Source organism: Pantoea sp. F_5 (genome assembly GCF_008631595.1).
GTDB classification, from domain to species: Bacteria; Pseudomonadota; Gammaproteobacteria; order Enterobacterales; family Enterobacteriaceae; genus Pantoea; species Pantoea gossypiicola.
This window is the reverse complement of sequence record NZ_VWUO01000012.1, coordinates 56,541-76,820: the sequence shown is the minus strand read 5'-3', so window position 1 is coordinate 76,820 and position 20,280 is coordinate 56,541. Positions and strand designations below refer to the sequence as shown.

General features: G+C 57.7%; 13 protein-coding genes. 4 read left to right on the top strand and 9 right to left on the bottom strand.

Annotated elements, in window-relative coordinates:
* Positions 1–45: 45 nt before the first annotated feature.
* Positions 46–918, top strand: coding sequence for an alpha/beta hydrolase (locus F3I44_RS16410; RefSeq protein ID WP_013359660.1), 873 nt, complete (start codon positions 46–48; stop codon positions 916–918).
* Positions 919–920: 2 nt separating this feature from the next.
* Here the strand turns inward: F3I44_RS16410 and F3I44_RS16405 are convergent, their stop codons facing one another.
* From F3I44_RS16405 to bcsR, 8 genes are all read right to left on the bottom strand, one after another.
* Positions 921–2,411 carry a pitrilysin family protein gene (locus tag F3I44_RS16405; protein ID WP_150013303.1) on the bottom strand — a complete coding sequence of 497 codons (1,491 nt, stop codon included), beginning with the start codon at positions 2,409–2,411 and terminating at the stop codon, positions 921–923.
* Positions 2,412–2,657: 246 nt separating this feature from the next.
* The gene (locus F3I44_RS16395) at positions 2,658–3,947 is read right to left on the bottom strand and encodes a dicarboxylate/amino acid:cation symporter (protein WP_150013305.1); all 1,290 of its coding nucleotides are present in this window, start codon (positions 3,945–3,947) and stop codon (positions 2,658–2,660) included.
* A 225-nt stretch (positions 3,948–4,172) separates the two neighbouring features.
* Complete coding sequence (gene hmsP / locus F3I44_RS16390; protein ID WP_150013307.1) at positions 4,173–6,179, bottom strand: biofilm formation regulator HmsP; 2,007 nt, start codon at positions 6,177–6,179, stop codon at positions 4,173–4,175.
* 117 nt (positions 6,180–6,296) lie between these two features.
* Positions 6,297–9,764, bottom strand: coding sequence for a cellulose synthase complex outer membrane protein BcsC (gene bcsC / locus F3I44_RS16385; protein WP_150013309.1), 3,468 nt, complete (start codon positions 9,762–9,764; stop codon positions 6,297–6,299).
* Positions 9,757–12,045 (bottom strand): cellulose biosynthesis cyclic di-GMP-binding regulatory protein BcsB, encoded by a 2,289-nt coding sequence (bcsB, locus tag F3I44_RS16380; protein ID WP_150013311.1) that lies wholly within the window; start codon positions 12,043–12,045, stop codon positions 9,757–9,759. Before bcsB ends, bcsC begins: the two co-directional genes overlap by 8 nt.
* 9 nt (positions 12,046–12,054) lie before the next feature.
* Positions 12,055–14,655 (bottom strand): UDP-forming cellulose synthase catalytic subunit, encoded by a 2,601-nt coding sequence (bcsA, locus tag F3I44_RS16375; RefSeq protein ID WP_150013313.1) that lies wholly within the window; start codon positions 14,653–14,655, stop codon positions 12,055–12,057.
* Positions 14,652–15,383, bottom strand: coding sequence for a cellulose biosynthesis protein BcsQ (gene bcsQ, locus F3I44_RS16370; RefSeq protein ID WP_150013315.1), 732 nt, complete (start codon positions 15,381–15,383; stop codon positions 14,652–14,654). The genes bcsA and bcsQ overlap by 4 nt, the downstream gene beginning before the upstream one ends.
* Positions 15,383–15,580, bottom strand: coding sequence for a cellulose biosynthesis protein BcsR (bcsR, locus tag F3I44_RS16365; protein WP_150013317.1), 198 nt, complete (start codon positions 15,578–15,580; stop codon positions 15,383–15,385). Before bcsR ends, bcsQ begins: the two co-directional genes overlap by 1 nt.
* A gap of 200 nt (positions 15,581–15,780) precedes the next feature.
* Between bcsR and bcsE the strand changes: the two genes are divergently transcribed.
* Genes bcsE through bcsG form a run of 3 tightly spaced genes read left to right on the top strand, consistent with a single transcriptional unit; the run spans position 15,781 to position 19,167 of the window.
* The gene (bcsE, locus tag F3I44_RS16360; protein ID WP_150013319.1) at positions 15,781–17,319 is read left to right on the top strand and encodes a cellulose biosynthesis protein BcsE; all 1,539 of its coding nucleotides are present in this window, start codon (positions 15,781–15,783) and stop codon (positions 17,317–17,319) included.
* On the top strand, positions 17,316–17,513 hold the full coding sequence (gene bcsF, locus F3I44_RS16355; protein ID WP_098051885.1) for a cellulose biosynthesis protein BcsF: 198 nt from the start codon (positions 17,316–17,318) through the stop codon (positions 17,511–17,513). Before bcsE ends, bcsF begins: the two co-directional genes overlap by 4 nt.
* A complete protein-coding gene (gene bcsG / locus F3I44_RS16350) occupies positions 17,503–19,167 on the top strand; it encodes a cellulose biosynthesis protein BcsG (RefSeq protein ID WP_150013321.1) in 1,665 nt (554 codons plus the stop codon). The genes bcsF and bcsG overlap by 11 nt, the downstream gene beginning before the upstream one ends.
* A 103-nt stretch (positions 19,168–19,270) precedes the next feature.
* Here bcsG and F3I44_RS16345 read toward each other — a convergent pair whose 3' ends face one another.
* Positions 19,271–20,278, bottom strand: coding sequence for a glycosyl hydrolase family 8 (locus F3I44_RS16345; protein WP_150013323.1), 1,008 nt, complete (start codon positions 20,276–20,278; stop codon positions 19,271–19,273).
* Positions 20,279–20,280 lie beyond the last annotated feature (2 nt).

Below are 20,280 nucleotides of genomic sequence, written 5' to 3'. Positions count from 1 at the left end.
CCGCGAACAAAACAATTAAAATATTCCCCGCATCAGGATCTATTTATGCACACAGAAATTATTAATATCTGGCCACACGGCGATGCACCAGGCGCCAGCGACTCGCGCGCCGAGCCGCAGATTGTCGATATGGCAAAAGAGTATGAACCTTACGATCGCGCTGCTACCGGCGTGCGTTGCCCGGAGATGGCGATCTGGCATCCGGTCGAATCCAACGGCATTACCCTGCTGGTCGCACCGGGCGGTGGCTATCAGCGTGTAATGATCGATCGTGAAGGCAGCGCGCTGGCCACCTTCTTTACTTCCATGGGCTACACCCTGGCGGTCATGACCTATCGCCTGCCCTATGACGGGCATCACGAAGGTCCCGACGCACCGCTGGCCGATGCGCAGCGTGCGGTTCGCGTCCTGCGTGATCGGGCACAGCGTGGCCTGAACGGTAAATACATTGTGATGATGGGCTTTTCGGCGGGTGGCCACGTGGCGGCCAGCCTGGGAACGCGTTTCGCAGAGAAACTCTATCCGGTGCAGGATGGCGCAGAGAACTTCTCGCCGCGTCCGGATGCAATGGTATTAGTTTATCCGCTGATCAGCATGCGTGACGGCATCGCTCATGAAGGTGCCAGAACCCGCCTGCTGGGTGCGTGGCCCGATCAGAAAACGATTGAAGCCTACTCAATGGAAACCCGGGTTCATCCGCTGGTGCCGCCGACGCTGCTAATCCACGCCGCCGACGATGATGATGTCTCCGTGAATCACAGCATGGCGTTTTTCGGCGCGCTGCGTGAGCATAAAGTTCCGGCAGAAGTGCATTTCTATCAGAAAGGCGGACACGGATTTGGTATCCGTGGCGTGGCAGATTTGCCCCTCGCCAGCTGGCCGATGTTAGTGACCGAGTGGCTCAGGGCAAAAACCTGACATTACGCGGCGGGCGGAACGTCTTTGACGTTGCTATCCGGCGGACTGGCTTCATTGCTGGTCGCCGGTGCCGCTGATGGTGACATCACTTTGTCCCAGCTGTTTTGCAGGCTTTTTACGTTGGTTTCTGCTTCGCCTTCCGGCTGAATCAGAACCATCATCAGCTCCTGCGTCAGCTGCTGGCGCAGCTCCTGATTCAGCTGTTCGCGCGTCAGGCCGGCCAGGAAAGTCTGACGCAGCTTCTGGTACTGCTCCGGCGCGATATCGACCACGGCGTTCTGCTGCGAGCGCAGGCGCTGGCTCATCAGAACATCGGTGTCGGTGCGGGCATAAGTGGTAAACAGCTTGTTCAGCTCCAGCAGCTTCTGCGCCATCAGCGCATCAAACTCCTCCTGCGGTATACCTTTGTCACGCACGTTCGCCAGCTCACGTGCCACCAGATTCATATTCTGCGCCAGATTTTCATTACGTCCATCCATGTTGATGGAGCACTGCGCACGCTGATAGAGCACCCGGCAGTCGAATCCGACCTGGATGCCCTGCGCCTTACTGTCACTGAGTGCACGCTGAACGTGCCAGAACAGTGCTTCACGGGCCAGATCGCTTTGCCAGTAACGCTGCAGATTCTGGGAGTCACGAATCGGTTGCCATGGCGTATCCCACACCAGCGACAGACGATCCTGAGTCATGTTGCTGCTGACCAGATTCACCGGCTCATGTGGCAGCGGCGACAGCGTCGGCAGTGGCGCAGGGGTTTCACGTTTGCCGGTTAACGCCGAGAAGGTTTTGTTGATCTGTTCAGAGAGGTTACGGCTGTCGACGTTGCCTACCACGTAGAGCGTCATCGCGTCCGGGGTGTACCACTGATGATAAAAATCGCTGAGCTGGGTTAAATCCACCGGTGCACGGGGTTGTGCAGCGGGATCGTGCGCCAGTAACGCGGAGCCTTTCAGACGGTAGCGCCACCAGACATCCTGCGGATCTTTCGGCCAGGTCGCCACCGGATCGGAGGCGGCCAGCGCGGTGTTAACCACTTCTTCAGTGATCGCCATATTGCCCGCCGTGGCCGCCAGCCAGTTCATCGCTTCTTTCAGCAGCTCGGGGCGGTTATTCGGCAGACTCAGATTATATTGGGTGGTGTTATAGGAGGCGATAACGGGCGGTAGCGGATGCTGAGGATCCATCGCCTGTTGCCATAGCGCGCGCTGCTGCTGCGTATCGAGCGCCGTGTTGTGCACCATCGCCAGACGCGACAACAGATGGCTGAAGCCGGTCTGTTGCGCACTTTCCACCAGCGAACCGGTGTTCACCACCAGCCGCAGTTCAATGCGGTCACTGGGGCGCTGCGGTGTGGCCAGTAACTGCCAGTTAAATCCATTATCCAGCTTGCCTTCCTGCCAGGCCGGATCCGGTTGCAGCGTTTCGGCCTGGAGACCAAAGCTGCCTGCCAGCACTAATCCACCAACCAAAAGCCGAATTCTGGTGCCCTGCATGTGAACCCCTACTCAAATAATTCAAATATCGTTATCACTGGCGCATATTGCCGCTGTTATTAACGAATCGGCTGACGCCGAATCGCGCTGTTATCCAACAACAGAGTGTTTGACCACAGGAAGCTCAGGATGTCGCGCAACGAAGTGAAAAACGTCAAAAAAAACAAGTGGGGTTCATTATGCAAATGCCCGCTGTCAGGGCAAGCGACAGCGGGCATTTGTGGGGATTTAAGTGAAATTCAATGATTAAATTGAAGATTCAGACGCTTTATTCTCCTTATTACGGCCTGCCAGCGTGTCGTTCAACTGCTTACGATCCAGCTGATCGACCCACTTCGCCACCACCACGGTCGCCACACCGTTACCGATCAGGTTAGTCAGCGCACGCGCTTCGGACATAAAGCGGTCAATACCGAGTATCAGCGCCAGACCTGCCACTGGCAGATGGCCTACCGCAGAGAGCGTCGCCGCCAGTACGATAAATCCGCTTCCGGTTACCCCCGCTGCGCCTTTCGAGGAGAGCAGCAGCACCACCAGCAGCGTAATCTGATGGACGATATCCATGTGCGCATTGGTCGCCTGAGCGATAAACACCGCCGCCATGGTCAGGTAAATCGAGGTGCCGTCGAGGTTAAAGGAGTAACCGGTGGGGATCACCAGCCCGACCACTGATTTCTTACAGCCCAGTTTCTCCATCTTATCCAGCATGCGTGGCAGTGCAGACTCGGAAGAGGATGTACCCAGCACAATCAGCAGCTCTTCTTTGATGTAGGCAATAAACTTAAAGATGCTGAATCCGGCAAACAGACGCGCAATCAGCCCCAGCACGATCACCACAAACAGAATACAGGTGATGTAGAAGCAGATGATCAACTGGCCGAGCTGCACCAGTGATCCCACGCCATATTTACCGATAGTGAACGCCATTGCACCAAATGCTCCTATCGGTGCCAGACGCATGATCATGTTGATGATGCCGAAAATGACTTTTGAGAAATTTTCAATCACGTTGAAAATCAGCGTGCCGGTGTTACCCAGACGATGCAGAGCAAAACCAAACAGAATGGCGAACAGCAATACCTGCAGAATATTGCCGCTGGCAAAAGCGCCAATCACGCTGTTAGGAATAATATCCAGCAGGAAGGGAACGATGCCCTGCTGTTCTGCCTGCTGGGCGTACATCGCCACGGCTTTAGCATCCAGCGTGGCAGGATCAACGTTCATCCCGGCACCTGGCTGCACGACGTTCACCACGATCAGGCCGATAATCAGCGCGATGGTGCTGACAATTTCAAAATAGAGCAGGGCAACTGCGCCGGTCCGTCCCACCGCTTTCATGCTTTCCATGCCTGCAATGCCGGTCACCACGGTACAAAAAATCACCGGGGCGATAATCATCTTGATTAACTTAACAAAGCCATCTCCCAGCGGCTTCATCTGGGTCCCTATTTCTGGGTAAAAATGGCCTAACAAAACGCCGATGCCAATCGCCATCAGCACCTGGAAATAAAGGCTTTTAAAAAGTGAGGTTTTCATAAACAGGTGTCCACTAACGCCGTGAGGTGATGTTGTCGGATTCGTTATTGTGACTGGCGGGCAACAGAGGTGACGCCTGACAGTAACCCGAAAATAACACTCTGTTTACGTGATTAATACAGGGTGACAAACGCCCAGGAAACCCTGGGATCGTAATTCTGAACTGAAACGCTTCAGCAAGGGGTTTTGTAACTAAAATTCTCGCAAAATCAATGAATCAGGCAATTATTGCGGCAGTGAGGAGTTTTCGATCCAGGTCTGGTTGAAGCGGCTCACCGGCAGCGCTTCCGCATAGAGATAGCCCTGACCGATAGCGATACCGCGTGCCAGCAGCCAGTCGCGCTGCTCCGCCGTTTCCACCCCTTCGGCAATCACCTCCAGATGGATAATCTCGGCGATGGCCGCCACGATGCGGACCATGGTGTCGTCATGCGGCAGTGCCGCCACAAAGCTGCGATCCATCTTCAGTTTGTTAACCGGCAACGCTTTCAGCTGATGGAGATAGTTCAGGTTGGAATAGCCCATGCCGAAATCATCCAGCGCCACCGCCACGCCGGTCTGCTGCAACAGTCGCAGCATCGACATCGCCTGTTCCGCATCGTCAAGCTGAGCCGTTTCTGTCACTTCCAGCACCAGGGTGCCTGGCGCAATGCGGTGGCGCGCCAGCAAAGATTGCAGATGAGAAACCACGCCGGTATCCCGCAGTTGCACAGCGGAAATATTCACACTCAGCGGCAGCATCATGCCCTGTCGCTGCCAGCCAGCCAGAATGCGGCACGCCTCTTCAAACACCCAGCGGCCAATCGCGCTAATCACGCCAATCTCTTCGGCACTGGCAATAAACTCTTCGGTCAGACCGTAACTGCCATCAGGCTGGCGCATACGCAGCAGCGCTTCTGCACCCGTTAACCTACCGGTGCGCATATCCACCTGGGGTTGCAGGTAGAGGGCGAACTGCTCATCGTGCAGCCCCTGCAGAATGTCATGCTCCTGTGTCAGACGCTTCTGGGCGCGCTCGGTCAGCGCGGCGTCAAAGAACAGGATCTGGTTTTTGCCCTGATGGCGAGCCGACATCATCGCCGAGGTCGCGCGGTCAAGCAGCTCATTCGCGTTCAGCGGCTTATCGTCGCGCAGCGCCAGACCGATACTGACGTTAGGACGCAGCTGCAGCTGATGCAGGTTGACCGGCTGATTCAGGCGAATCATCAGGTTACGCGCCAGGCGCAGCGCACGGAACGGATTACTGGCACGCTTCATTAACAGCACGAAGTCGCTGACACCGGTCTGCGCCAGCAGGGTATGGTCATCCAGCGTATGCCGGATTTTCTCCACCAGCGTCAGCATCAGCGTATCGCGCTGCTCATCGCTCAGGACGCCATTGGCTTCCTGCAGCGTTTCAATGCGGATCACCATCAGACCCAATGACTGTTCAGGGTTGCACATGAACTGTTCGACCAGCGCCAGAAACAGCGTACGGTTAGGCAGATCGGTGACGGCAAAATGGGTCGTCAGCCGGCTCATCTCGTCATGAATCGACTCCAGCACCTGCTGATTACGGTTATAGCTGCGGATCAGCATGCCGATTTCGTCATCGCGGTGGCTCTGCGGCAGGGTCAGTTTATGCGTCAGAATCGACTGCGGTGGCAGCTCCTGCAGCTCGCGTGAGAGATTGCGCAGCGGATGCACCACCAGCCGGTTGATGCACCAGCTGATCGCCACGGAGAGGATCAGCGCCAGCAGCAGATAGGTGATGATCATGGTTGAGAGGGTACTGAGGATAAACTGGTAGACGCGCGTCGAGTTAGCCTGCAACACCAGATAGGCCAGCGGCTTCGGCATCCCGGTATTTTCGACCGAATAGAGCGGCAGGGTAATCTGCACCGGCAGCTCAAACAGACGGGCCACCAGAAGCGGCACCGGTTTTTCCGTCTCGAAATCGGCGTGCAGGGCCTGGAACGCATTAGGCAGCACCACGTCGGCGCGCGATAAAATACCGGCAGGCTTCAGTGAATGAAGAATGCGTTCGGCCTGAGAAATATCGGCGCGCAGCACTGCTTCCGACAGCGGCTGGCGGACGGTGTGCGCGATATTTTCCATCTGCTGGGCGTAGTCAATCCTGCGCTGCTGCACAAAATGAAACAGTTGGATGACGATAAAGATACTGATGGTGATAACCGCAACCAGCGAAACTGTCGCCATCTGCTTTATCGTAAGTGATCGGCTTACGCGCAAAAAATTCTCTCCCGACGATGAAAAAAGCCCAGATAGCAGACAGGACAATGCCCGCCAGTATATCCCATAAACTGACTTTTTTACCGTCTGAAAAGTCCTGCTTTTTCCCGTTCCGTGTTATTTAAAATCTGCGTAAGGGATCAGCGGCTGTGGCGGCATATCGAGATCGCCTTCCCAGCCGCCGGCAGCATAGCGCACATAGAGCAAACCATGACTCGGGGTGTAATCCTTCGCCTGCTGAATATCGACACCCGCCCCAATAAACCAGCTCGACGTCAGCCGTCGCTCAATCACTGCCTGCAGCGTATAGCCCGTACCGCCGCCGGAACTGCTGGCAGAAGACGGATTACTGGCAAGGGTATAGCCCGGATTAACCGGATAGCGCTGCTGCGCACTGGTTTTCGAATGTGACCAGGAGACGGAGCCGCCCAGATCAAACGACCAGTTCTCTGTCCGCTGCCGCCAGGTCACCGGCACAGAAAAGGAGAGATACTGCTGCGGACTGTAGTAACCGCCCTGGCCGAAGGTGTAATCGCTGAGATCCTTCTGATAGTGCCAGAGCATGCTGTTAAGCCCGACGGTCGCACGGCGGTTGTCGCTGTTGATGAGCTTATAGTAATAGCCGCCCATCAGTCGTTCACGGCTGTTATCGGCGACATTTTTACCGGTGATCTGATGTGCGCTGATGTCGCCCCAGACGCCATGCGCGCCGCCCTGATCGTAACTCAGCCCGATGCTGCCGCCCGTGGCCACCACGCCACCCCAGCTTTTGCCCCCGTTGGCTGCAGGATCGCGCGTCCCGGCATAGGAGAGCAGCGAACTGGCTATCGGCCTGCGTGAGGCAGTGAGTGTGACGCCGAGCTGTTTCACATCGGTTTTCCAGCTCAGGCCGCCGGTCCAGTTAGTGACTTCAAAACCCAGCGGCGTGGTACCGAGGTCAGCCGACCAGGTCGCGTTATGCCAGCCCGCGGCCAGCGCCGTGCCCTCATCGCGCTGGCGGGTCTGGCGACTGCAGCCGCCCGAACTGGCGTCGTCACAGCTGCCAAACAGGGCGTCGATGCTGCCGTTTTGGGTGGAAAAGGTGCCTGCGGAGACATCCACCCGATCAAGACGGACAAAGCCCCGGCCATCGGCAAACGGATGTTCCGCCTGCAGCATGGTGGTGTGCGCCGTAAAATCGGAGATTCCGCCAGTACCGCTGTTGCGTGAATAGTCCTGCTGCACCGTCAGCGTGGTCTGCTGCTGACGGTAAAGATCGGCCGTGTCGCTGCGCAGGCTGCGCTTCAGCCAGTCATCCTGGGGATTGTTGCGGGTTGCCCGGCTGATATTGCCACGGCTATCGATACCGCTGGCCGTCATCGCCTGACGATAGTCTGCCAGCGCCTGTTCAGGCTGCTGCTGCGCCCCCTCCAGCCGTGCCGCATCACGAAACACCAGCGCCTTGTCCTGCGAAGGCGGCAGCACGGCAGCGCGCTGTTTCAGATCGGTAAACTGCGCGGCAGCCCGCGTGGTTTCACCCACCGCCTGCCACGCCAGCGCAGCACGGCGATCCGCATTGACACTGGCCTGCACCGGCGGCTGTAGCATCAGGGCCTGGCGAGCTTCGCGGGTGCGCTGCAGGGCAACCAGCGCTTCGATCCGTCCCAGCGCCGCATCGCCGTTATCCGGCTGGCGCGACAGCACAAGCTGATAATCCGCCAGCGCCTGCTGCGCTTCACCGCGTTCCAGCGCCCAGTCGGCCAGCATCAGGTCGCGCCGGGTAGAAACCGGCTGCTGCCGAAGCAGCGTCACCGCTGCCTGCTCCTGCCCGGCGGCGCGCAGCGCCTCAGCCTGGGCAAAGATCTGATCCTGCTTCAGGCGGTCAGCCAGCTCGCGCATATCGCTGCTCCACTGCGCGTCGGGCAGCCGATGCAGCGTGGCCATCGCCTCGCTGTTGTTATCATTGCCTGAGAACCAGAGTGCGGTCGCATACAGCGCGGTGGCGTCCTGAGGATGCTGCTGCGGCAGTGCGCGCATTACCGCATCCGCCTGCTGTCCGGTTCCGCTGTTACGCAGTGCCCCCGCCAGCCGGTAACTGAGCCAGACGTCATCCGGTGACAGCTCGCGCGCCTGGCGATATTTCTCTGCGGCCTGCGACCAGCGCGCCTGCTGCGCCAGGGCATCCGCTTCCGCACGCAGGCTGTCGCTGCGCAGCGTCCGGATTGTATCGGCCAGTGCGCGCTGCTGTGCAGCGGGCAAGGTATTAATAAATTCCATTTCGCGAGCGGGCGACACCGTCTGATACAGCCCCGCCAGCCGACGCACTGCGGTAATATTGGTGCCATCCAGCCGTCGCGCGCGCTGCCAGAACTGTTCAGCCGCCGCCGTCTCTTTGCGCGCCATCGCCACATCACCCAGGCCAATCAGGGCATAGCTGTCGCTGCTGTCATACGTTTGCGCCGCGCGATAGTGCTTTTCGGCAGCGTCGATATCGTGCTGTGCCAGCGCTTTATCGCCCTGCTCAATCGCCAGCCAGTAGCGATTGCTCTGCAATAGTGACTGCCATTTGCCGATCAGCGTGCTCTGCTGACCCGCTTTAATGGCGCGTTCCAGCCAGAGAGTGGCGGCATCACGATGACCTGCGCGGGCCTGAGTTTGTCCCATTGCGCCCATTAATTCGGCATCGTCGGGATTCGCTTTCAGCGCCCGGTTAAGGGTCGTCATCGCGTTATTCACGTCGCCTGCGTCAACCAGCGCCAGCGCCCTCATCCGTTCCCGATAAGCGGGATCGGCCAGCGTCGTCTGCTGCTTCGCGAGCGCCTCTGCGCCCTGCTGGTGCGCATCGCCCTCAGTGAAAACGGCCAGATAAGCTTTAAGCTGTGCCACGCTGCTGTCGCTGATCGGCTGATCGGTGATCTGCTGCAGCCAGAGGTCGGCAGCAGCGGCACGCCCGCCATTGCTGTTTGCCAGCTTTTTCAGCTGCGCTATCGCCTTTTCTGGCTGCTGCTGATTAAACGCCATACGCGCAATTTGTAGCTCAACCCCGATATTGCCCGGATAGCGCTGTTCCAGTGCCTGAAGCTGCTGATAAGCCATCCCCTCCTGACCGGGAAGGCGCGCCAGCAGCCGCCAGTACTCCAGGGCGGTATTGGGATCGGGGAAGACGCCATTAAACAGCGCATCATAAGCGCTTTTCGCCTCGGTCAGTCGTCCCGAGGTGGCAAGCAGACGTGCCTGCTGCAGTTGCTGTCGTCCATCGGATGAGGTCAGCGCCAGGCCGACAGCGGATTCGCGCGTTTCTGCCGAATCAGGTGCAACCTTTTTCAGTTGATCCAGCAGCAATTGCGCGCTGGCGATATCGCCCTGATGCAGCGCCAGCCGCAGACGTGCCGCCAGCACCTGGGGATTATCAGGATCGATTTTCTCCAGCCGATAAAGCGATTGCTGTACCAAATCGTATGTGTTGGTCGACTCGCCGGTACGGACCTGGGTCAGCAGCCAGTCGACCGGCGAGACTTCCGATCGGTCAGCGGACGCGGCCATTCCCGGCAGCGCACTTAGCGCGCCGAGCAGCATGCCTGTCCGCAATAACTGAGCGTTATTCATCTTCATCCAGTAAACGACGACGGGTAATAATTCGCATCAGACGCCATGTCATCAGCGCGAACAGCACCACCACTAAGAACGCACAGAGTGCCAGCCAGAAGGGATGTGAAGAGAGCAGTGACCAGAGACGTTCCCACCACGGCAGATGGCCGACAAAGTAGGTCTCTCCAACGCGCAGGCTGTTGACGCCCGACTCACGGATAATCGCCGTGGAGCCTGAGATCGCCTGGCGTTTGCCGCTGTCAGCCAGCGCCTCATCAAGCAACTGCCAGCTACGCGGACTGCCATCGGCGAGCAGTGCCACTACACTGCGCTGATCGTAAAACGGCGACTGGAAACCGATCACGGTCGCCAGCGGGCCGCGTGAACCAATGGCTGTGGTACTTTCCGCTGCTCTTTCAGCCTCACTCAGCGGCTGAACAGGCTGAGAAACCTTGCGCGCCGGGGTTTTCAGCCAGCTGGCGGTGGCGTCGACCAGCGCCGTGATCCGACGGTCATCCTGAAGATCTTTAGGAATATCGCCGATCATCAGCAGATCCGCATCCTGCTTTTTCGCCGTACCCCAGTCATTGGTAAGCTGTACGCGCAGCGCCGGATAGCCGGTTTGCGCGCCCATATTGCCCAGCGCATTCAGCAGTGTACTCACCTGCTGTGCATCAGGGTTCGGCTGGACCAGCACCAGCGTCTGGGCCAGATCGGCGTAGCGACTGAACGGGAAGCCCGCATTCGCCCAGCTCTGCAATGAGGGCATTTCGATGTAGTGGCGATAGCCAGAGAAGTCGATGCTGGAATTGTCGTCCACCACCACATGATGTCCTACCGGCGTCACGGTTTCACAACGCCCGTCGGCGGTGCCCCCCATAAAAGTATTGGCATAGTCAAAATCAAAGCGCAGCTGGTTAACCACGCCCAGCCGCAGCGCCGGGATCAGCAGCTCATGATTCTTGTCCATCATTCCCTGAATCAGCGGAATATGCAGCAGTTGCTGCCCGGCAGTGTTTTTCGGCACCAGCGGGTAGTCCTGAATAAACTGATTATTCAGGTTAACGGCCAGTCGTGAGCCATCCGGGTGAACAGGCGAGGTGTAGCGATAGCTCAGATCCATATCGATACCGCGCGCGCGCACCAGGAAGAGATCGGGCGGCAGGTTCAGCGTCAGACTGATCGGGTTGGGCTGCAGTCCGTCAGACTGTAACTGGTTTTCATACTGCGTCAGCTCTGCAAAAGTGGTGCGGCGATCGGTCCGCACCCAGTTTGGCGCATCATAGGGCTGACGCGGTGCCAGCAGTGTGACGCGGTCGATGGTCGCGCTGTCGCCGCGTAACAGCAGCTCGCCCTGCGCAATCCCCTGCACCGCCGTCAGCAGATCGTCGTCGTTGCGTCCCAGGATTAGCAGCATTTTTTCATAGGGGCTGTCAGGCTGGCTTACCATCGTCACGGTCGGCTTCATCACCGGCGGCAAATTTTTCAGGAAATCCGGGCGTGCATCGTTGGTGGCAAACACTACCGCATGCTGCTGTTGCGGCAGCTGATTGTAGAGCACAGGAAAATGCTGTCCGCGCCAGGCGGCTTTGCTGCCGAACCAGGAGGCCAGGATCGCAGCGGCACGCTGCTGGTTAACGTCTGGCCGGGCAGCAAACACCATCGGCAGGGTCAGCGGCCGCGTGTCGCGCGTATCAAGAAAGGGCTCCGGGAAATGAGACAGGTCGTTTTTCAGCGGCAGTTTTTGTAGCGTCAGATCCAGACCGCTCTCTTTGCCGATATCGAGCCAGATGGTGCTGTTGGCCGGATTTTCACAGATGTTGGCGTAGTGTCCGACCAGCTCAAAGCGCACGCGGTTGAAGTCGGTGATAAAACGGGGATCGATTGCCAGCTGCATCTGATTCTGTTTGCCAGGCTGTTCCGGCGTCAGGGTGATCAGGCTCACCAGCTCATCGTTGAGATAGACTTTCAGCTGCGACAGCGTGGGCAGCAGCGCAGGCGAAGGCCGGTAGCTGAGATTAAGCAGCGCACGTGTCACCACCTCATCACTGCGCACCCCGAACTCGATCTGCCCGCTGGGGCGGGTTCCGCTCAGCGTCATGCTGCCCGGCGGCGGTGCCAGCTTAACGAAGCTCAGCTGACTGCTACGCAGCGGCGCGGCAGGCTGCTGGGGCAACGATTGCACCGCCGTTTCTCCAGTGGCCATGATCGGCGCACTCTCCTGCGCCACAGCGCAGCTTAGCGTTGCCGAGCCCAGCAGCAGTGCAGCGACCCACCTGTTTATTCCTGTTGTTGTCATATCATCAACTCAATGCAGATTTTTTGAAGCGGGCACGCGTCCAATGCCTTGCGGCAACAGCGAAGCCAGCCAGCTTACCCCAGCGGTAAGCAGGTTAAACAACCGACGTAACTGCGGCGGGCCATATTCCGCCAGGCGCAGATAACCTTTGAAGCCGAGGATCATGATGTCGGCCAGACTCTGCACCGGCTTATCCTCCGGAAAACCGTCCTGCCACAGTGCCCAGGTATCGGCACGGGCGAAGGTACACTGGATAAAATCAATATGTTGCTGGGTGGTCAGCTGATGCAGACGGACACCCGCCCGACGGCCAAAAACACGCTGGACCTGGCACGGAAAACTGAACTCCTGCTGTCCACGACGCAGCAGCAGCCAGACTTTTTCATTTTCCCGCAGTGCATCCGGTTCGCGCATCTCCAGACCTACACCGCCGTCGGAGTAGTCACGCAGCGTACAGGGCAGCATATGACCATCCTCGCGTGCGATGGCAGCGGGCATGGCAATCTCTACCCGATGCGCCTCGCGGATCTGTCGTGCTTCAACCGACACCGCTACCGCGCCACCGAGAATAATCATGTTGTAGATCACCCAAATCAGGCTTACGCATACCGTCAGTATCTCGTTTGCCGGACCATGCTGTATGCGCCAGAACGCCATCAGCACACCCGCCAGATTGAGCAGCACCAGCAGCATATAGGGCTTGGTGATCACCCAGTCCAGGTGCTGCTCCTCGACCAGTCCGCCTTTGGCGGTAACGTTAAACTTGCCTTTGTGGGGATTGAACAGCGCTACAGTGGTCGGGCGGGCGATATACCAGGCCAGCACCGTCTCGTAGACTTCGCTCCAGAAAGAGTGACGCCAGCGCCCCTGGATACGCGAGTTGGTGAGGCTGGTATGCAGCATGTGAGGTAAAACGTAAATCGCGATCGCCAGCGCAGGCGCGTAGATGATGTAGGCATGGCAGAGTAAAAATGCCAGCGGTGCCAGCAGGAAGACCAGCCGTGGAATGCCGGACAGAAAGTGCAGCATGGCGTTGGCATAACAGAGCCGCTGCACCCACTTCAGCCCTTTGCCAAACAGCGGATTATCCAGGCGGAAAATCTGCACCATGCCGCGTGCCCAGCGTATACGCTGTCCGATATGCGCTGACAGGCTTTCGGTGGCCAGTCCGGCCGCCTGAGGAATGCGGATGTAGGCTGAGGTGTAGCCACGCCGATGCAGACGCAGCGAGGTATGAGCATCTTCAGTCACGGTTTCTACGGCAATACCGCCAATCTCTTCCAGCGCGGTACGGCGCAGAATGGCGCAGGAGCCGCAGAAGAAGGTGGCGTCCCAGGTATCATTACCGTCCTGCACCAGCCCGTAAAACAGCGAGCCCTCATTCGGCGTACGGCGAAACCGCCCGAGATTGCGTTCAAACGGATCGGGCGAAAAAAAGTGATGCGGCGTCTGCAGCATCGCCAGCCGGGGATCCTTGATAAACCAGCCCATGGCCATCTGTAAAAATGAGCGAGTTGGCACATGGTCGCAGTCAAAGATCGAGACGAAGTCGCTGCGGCAGTACTTTTTCAGCGCGTGGTTGATGTTGCCCGCCTTGGCATGTTCGTTAGAGGGACGCACCACATAGTTAATGCCAATGCTGGTGGCAAACTCGCGGAATTCCGGTCGGTTGCCGTCGTCGAGCAGATAGATAGTCAGGCGATCTTTCGGCCAGTCGATGCCCAGCGCAGCATAGAGCGTTGGTCTGACAACGCTGAGCGGTTCGTTATAGGTCGGCACCAGCAGGTCCACCGATGGCCACTGCGTACGGTCAGCCGGCATAGAAACCGGCTGGCGGTTAAGCGGCCAGAGCGTCTGGAAATAGCCCAGCACCAGCACCACCCAGGCGTAGGTCTCTGCTGCAATCAGCAGCAGACCAAAGATCAGGCTCAATGGATCGTCCCAGTTCAGCGTCGAGGTATAGCGCCACCAGAGGTAGCGGCACGACACGGTCAGCGACAGCACGATCAGCATCATCGTGGGGAAACGCCCCGGTATGCGCCGTACCAGCATGGCCAGACCCCAGAGCAGTACGACAAATATAAACTGGGTCATCAGACCAAAGGGCTGACTGATACAGAGCAGCGCCAGCAGTGTGGCAAAGAGGGCAACGACGACGAAAAGGCTGCGTCGCATCAGTGGCGACAGACGCTTCAGCCGCTGTTCAAGACGCGTATCAATGCGCTGGGTTTGCGAGCGGGCGACAAGATTATCCAGCCAGCGATAGCCATGGTGCCGCCAGCCAGTCAGCACGCTCAGGCGATTAACACCGCCGCGCCCGCCCGCAACCGGTAGCCGGATCACAATCAGCCAGAGCGTCTGAATCAGATAACGCAAAATATCCAGCGGACGCGGACGCTCTGGTGAGATATGCGGATAAAGTTGGCGACGCTGCTGAATAACACGCTGCCAGGCCGGGCTTTCGAAACGGAGCAACATCAGCCCCAGAACAGACCAGAACAGGTGGAGTGCACTGGCGAAGCGGGAAGCGCCGTTGCCACGTGCGGTGGTATAACCGCTGTGCAGCGATTGCCAGGCGGGGGCAGTCAACAGCCAGCGCAACGGATTCACGGCCTCACCCCATCCAGATTGAGCAGCAACCAATTTGCCAGCGTGATGATCTCTTCGCTGACTAACGCATGTGGCCGATATTCACCAACCGGTTGCTTCATCATCAGCGATTCAGCCAGCGCCTCATCGCGGTGGATCAGCAGCGGTATCAGCTCTGTCAGCGAAGCCATCCAGAGCTGATGGAGGTCCTGCTGCAGACGACTGTTGGCATTGAACTGATTGATTATAAAGCGTGTACGCGCCGGAAAATGGCGCTGGTTCAGACGTAAATGACAATTCGCGTCTGGCTGAGTGACGCACAGTACACCGTCCAGTTCCGGATAGAGCAGGTCGTGCCATGGCAGGGGATCAGCGGGCAGATCGAAAATAATCCACTGATAGCGCGCCTGCAGGTCCGGCAATGCCTGGAGCAGCGGCGCGGCCACCGTCTCATTCTGGTGGGCAATAGTCAACGCATGCTGATGAGAAAGCACACCATGTGGAAGCAAATCAGGGCCATTGGGATAGCGAAGCGCGGCATGCTGCCACGCCTCATCATCGCATAGCGCCTGCATCCAGCCACTCTCCTGCTGAGCGGGCAGATTAAAATGCACGCCGAGCTGACTGACCGGCGAGCCGTCGATCAGTAACACCCGCTCGCCGAGGGCCGTGAGTGCCCAGCCGAGTCCGGCACAAAGAGAGGTTGTGCCAACGCCGCCCCGCACGCCCTGAAGCGCTATCAGCGGCATCAGTCCGGTTGCTCAGGCTGGCTGGGGAGCGTTTCCGCTAATAGCGGCCAGCGCGACACGATCTCTTTCAGGCGCTCTTCACGTGCAATGTCGACATAGCGAAAAGCGTGCAAAGAAAAGGCGTCACGCAAAGCGCTAATATCATCCTGACGATCGCCAGCAGTGGCGACAGGGGTATAAAGATTCTGGTTTTTCATTACATTTCGCCAAAAATAAAACAATGTCAGACTCAGAATGAACGCGTGCGCGTAAAAAGGGTGTTGAAAAAATTCCCTGAAACGCGGCATTTGCAGAACATTGTGAGCCAGCCTGTCATCAGCAATGTTTAAATTTCTCAGGTTACATCCTGGCCTGTCTATAATAAGCTAGCCTGGACTGGAAAAATAACGAATTCAATATGAAAAATTCTTTTTCGCTAGGGCTGTTGCATGTTCAGCCTGAATTAACGGCATTGCAAACCCCTGGCTGTTATTGGGTCACTTGTGCACGGCAGGATGACGCCCGCACTTTTATTCGACAGGTGATTTCACATCAGCAGGCCGCCACGCTGATCAGCGCTGATCAGCCGCCGCGTGATTTACTGACGCCCGACCCGGTCGGCGGTCCTGACCGTATCCCGCTGTTTTCTCTTCCCAAAAGCAAACGGAGTCTGTTGCAACTTGAAAGTGATTTTCTGCGCACGCTCGGCAGTAAAAATGGCCTGGTGATATTTAACAGCAGCGCAGCGCAATGGGATAAGCTCAATGACGCCGAATTAACGCGGTGGATAAAGGGTATGCGCCACACGCTGCATAAAAGAAAACTCACACTGTTAATCGTGACGTCCGGCTCCACCATAATAAACCTGAGTAATAATCTTCAGCGTTATTTTCGTCAGCTGGATGGCGTGGCGCATTTGGGCTTTCAGCAGGATAGCTGGCAGTATCGAATTAACTGGTGGTATGCCGCTGAACGCCTGCTGGCCGATCGCGCAATACGCCTGGGCTGTGAAGAGGATCGTTTCTTAACGTTAAATGAAAACCAGGAACCGCTGAGCCTTAATGACGAGCAGCATTATCTTGCAGACAAAAGAGTGCTTGAGGGTGCACCGCCACTTTCACGCCAGTGGCAACTCTTTGATGATAATGAGCAGGTCTGGTTACGGGCTCAACAGGCCAATGCCGCAACGGTTATTTTCAGCCTGACCCGAAGCGACCTTATCAACGAACTGGCGAAGTTTGTACACAGCCTGCGACGCGGACGCGGCAACGGCCTGAAAATTGTGGTGCGCGAAATGGGTGCCAGCCTGCGTTACAGCGACGAACGTCTGCTGCTGGCCTGCGGGGTAAACGTTATTGTGCCGACCAACGCGCCAATGTCGCGGTTTCTGACCACGCTGGAAGGCGTTCAGGGACAGGTGTTCAACCGCCGTGTTCCCGCCAGTCTTGAGGCGTTAACCGCGTCGTTGCAGCCTCTGCATGAAAAAGGCTACCTGCGGCTTGACGCCTTCTGCCAGTCAGTCAGCCAGTTGATCAGTAATACTTTACTGCCGGAAAATGATAAGGGTCTGCTGGTGGCGTTGCGGCCGGTGCCACAGCTTAAACCGCAGCAGATCCTGACACTTTGTAAGCCGCGCCGCTTTGGCGACCTGGTCACGGTTCTGGAAGATCGCGTCATTCTGTTTCTCTCCTCCTGCCGCTATAACGATCTTGATAAGGCATTGAAATATATATTTTCATTGCCCCACGACGAGCTGTTTGCAAATCGAATGGTCTGGTTCGAGGATAATCAGATCCTTGCGGAAGTCAGCAATATTAAGAAACTGACGCCCATGTCGGTTCAGGATCTGACGCCGGTATCAGAGACAATACGTGTCGCCGTTGAGCGCCGGCATGAAGCACAGGAACGCTCAGCCCCCCTGCCCATCACTTTATTGCCGGAGAATGAATCCCGATGAACCTGATGGATTGGGTACAGATTGCGCTGCTGGTCGTTGTTATTTTGCTGATTTTAAAGCCGGTCTGGCATCAGTGGCTGCCGCGTCGCTGGAACGGCCTACTGAATCGTCTTTTGCCTGCTCGCGCGCTGAAGTCTGAAGGCCACTGGCAGCGTCAATCTCCAAAAACGGATGCAAAAATTAATGAAAAATGATCAACCCGCTGCGGCCCACTCTTCCCGTTTGTGGTCCTGCTGGCGCGGACTGGGCGGCTGGAACTTCTACTTTTTAGTCAAATTCGCCCTGCTGTGGTACGGCTACCTCAACTTTCACGCCCTGAGTAATTTAGTGTTTCTTGCCTGGCTGCTTTTCCCGCTGCCGTCGGTTCGCCTGCATCGCCTGCGCCACTGGGTCTCGATTCCTGTTGGCTTCGCGCTGTTCTGGCATGACACCTGGCTACCGGGACTCAGCAGCATTCTCAGCCAGGGCGATCAGCTGGCGGGCTTCTCGGGTGCTTACCTGCTCGATCTGGCTGAGCGTTTTATCAACTGGCAAATGGTGGGTGCTCTGTTTGTTCTGCTGGTGCTCTATCTGTTTATTTCGCAGTGGGTTCGCATCACCGTGCTGGTTTCGCTGATGCTAATCTGGCTCAACGTGCTGACCATTGCGGGTCCGGCGATGTCGCTGCTGCCGACCCGCGCGACGACCCCGCAGGTGGTGCTGAATCAGACACCGGCTGCTGCCAGCCAGGCCGCTGCCGTGCCGGATGGGCTCGATCAGTCTGCCGCGCCCACCAGCGCCAGCCTGACCGCCTGGCTCAGCCGTTTTTATGAGAGTGAGCGCAAGCGCGTCACCCATTTCCCTGACAGCCTGCCGGCCGATTCGCAGCCCTTCGACATCCTGGTGATCAACATCTGTTCACTCGCCTGGTCCGACATGGATGCCGCCCAGCTGCGTAATCATCCGCTGTGGCAGCACGTCGACATCATGCTGACCAACTATAACTCCGCCACCAGCTACAGCGGACCGGCGGGGATTCGTCTGCTGCGTGCCAGCTGCGGTCAGACTTCGCACAGCGAACTCTACAAACCCACCGATTCACGCTGTTACCTGTTCGATAATCTGGCGAAGCTGGGCTTTAAAGAGCAGCTGATGATGGATCACAGCGGCGTGTTCGGTAACTATCTCAAGGAACTGCGCGAGGGTGGCGATATTCAGGCACCGCTGATGTCGCAGGCGGGCATTGCCCCGGAGCTGAACTCATTCGACGGCTCGCCGGTACTTAACGATGCTCAGTTAATGCAGCGCTGGCTCGACGATCGCAGCAAGAGCAGCGATGCCCGCAGCGCCACCTTCTACAACCTGATCCCGCTGCACGACGGCACCCGTGAGCTGGGCAGCACCCAGACCGCCCCGTGGAAGCCACGCGCTCAGCTGCTGTTTGATCAAATCGACGCCTTCCTCACTCAGCTGGAGAAGTCGGGCCGCCGGGTGATGGTGCTGGTAGTGCCGGAGCATGGTGCCGCACTGCAGGGCGATAAGATGCAGATGTCAGGCCTGCGGGATATTCCCAGCCCTGCCATTACGCATGTGCCGGTGGGGATTAAATTTGTCGGCATGAAAGCCCCGCATCAGGGTCAGCCTCTCAATATTGATGCGCCGACCAGCCTGCTGGCAATCTCAGAAATTGTGTCGCGGGTGGTGGATGGGCAGGTATTTAACGCGCCGAATGTCAATATGTCGGTATTGACCGACAAGCTGCCGCAGACGCCGGTGGTGTCGGAAAACGACGGTGCGGTGGTGGTGATGTATCAGGGCAAGCCCTGGATCAGGCTCAACGGCGGCGACTGGGTGCCCTACCCGCAGTAACGCATTACCGCCGGACAGCAGAAGTGTGTGTCAGGCGCGGCTCAGCGACTGACACACCGGGTTATCAGCCGCAGAACGGCGGCCAGCGCCGTTCTGCGATTGATCAGCGCTTCTCCTGAAACGCCTGCCAGGTCAGTAGTTGCAGGCTGGCAGAGAAGTAGTTCTGATCGGAAGCCAGCTTATCACTCAGATAGCCGGTCTCATTCAGCGTCAGATCACGTACCGCCAGCAGACCGCCCTCAAGGTGATAAGGGGCGGGTGCATTCGCCAGCACATCAAACCAGGCGGGGGTCAGCATGCGACTGTAACCCTGCCAGACGCGCTGAAACGGCACCAGCGCCAGACTGTGCGGATCGTACCACCAGATGTTCAACGGCACGCGAATCGCATCGTAGCTGAAGCGGTTTGAATAGCCGACAGCCGGCGCAACCGACCCATCCGCATTCAGCGCGACCCAGTCCAGTGGCAGGCCGGTTTTGCCAAAACTCAGCTTACCCAGCAGATCAAAACCATCATTAATCAGCTTATCCCAGACCTGCAGATGACTGCGCTCGCCAAACTCCCGCCACGCCTGAAACAGGAAGTACGAGGGATTCAGCACCACGTAGCTGGTTTTATTGAAACCCTGCGCGCCCGGCAGCAGGACGGTATGACCGCCAAAGCGGGTGACATCCAGCTTGATGATGGCGCGCTGAATGCGATCAGACTCCTGCTGATAGCTCTCCACCTGCCATTTCTGTGCGGCACGCTGTAGCGCCCATGCCAGCAGCACATCGCCATCCGAGGCGTTATTTTTGTCGGCCACCGGATTATCACTGCCCGGCACATAGCGCCAGTAGAAGAGATCGGTCTGCGGATTACGCAATTGAGTACGCGTCCACTGCCACAGCCGATCAAAGGTGGCGCGATCGTTGTTGGCCACTGCCAGCAACATGCCATACCCCTGACCTTCGGTGTGACTGACATTGTTATTGGCGGTGTCCGTGATCCGCCCTTCGGCGGTCAGAAAACGGCTTTTAAAGGTATCCCAGCCGCTGGCACTTGCCTGCGCGCTGCAGGCCAGCAGTAAAACAGAGCAGATCCAACCCATCCAGAATGGCTTACGTTTCATTT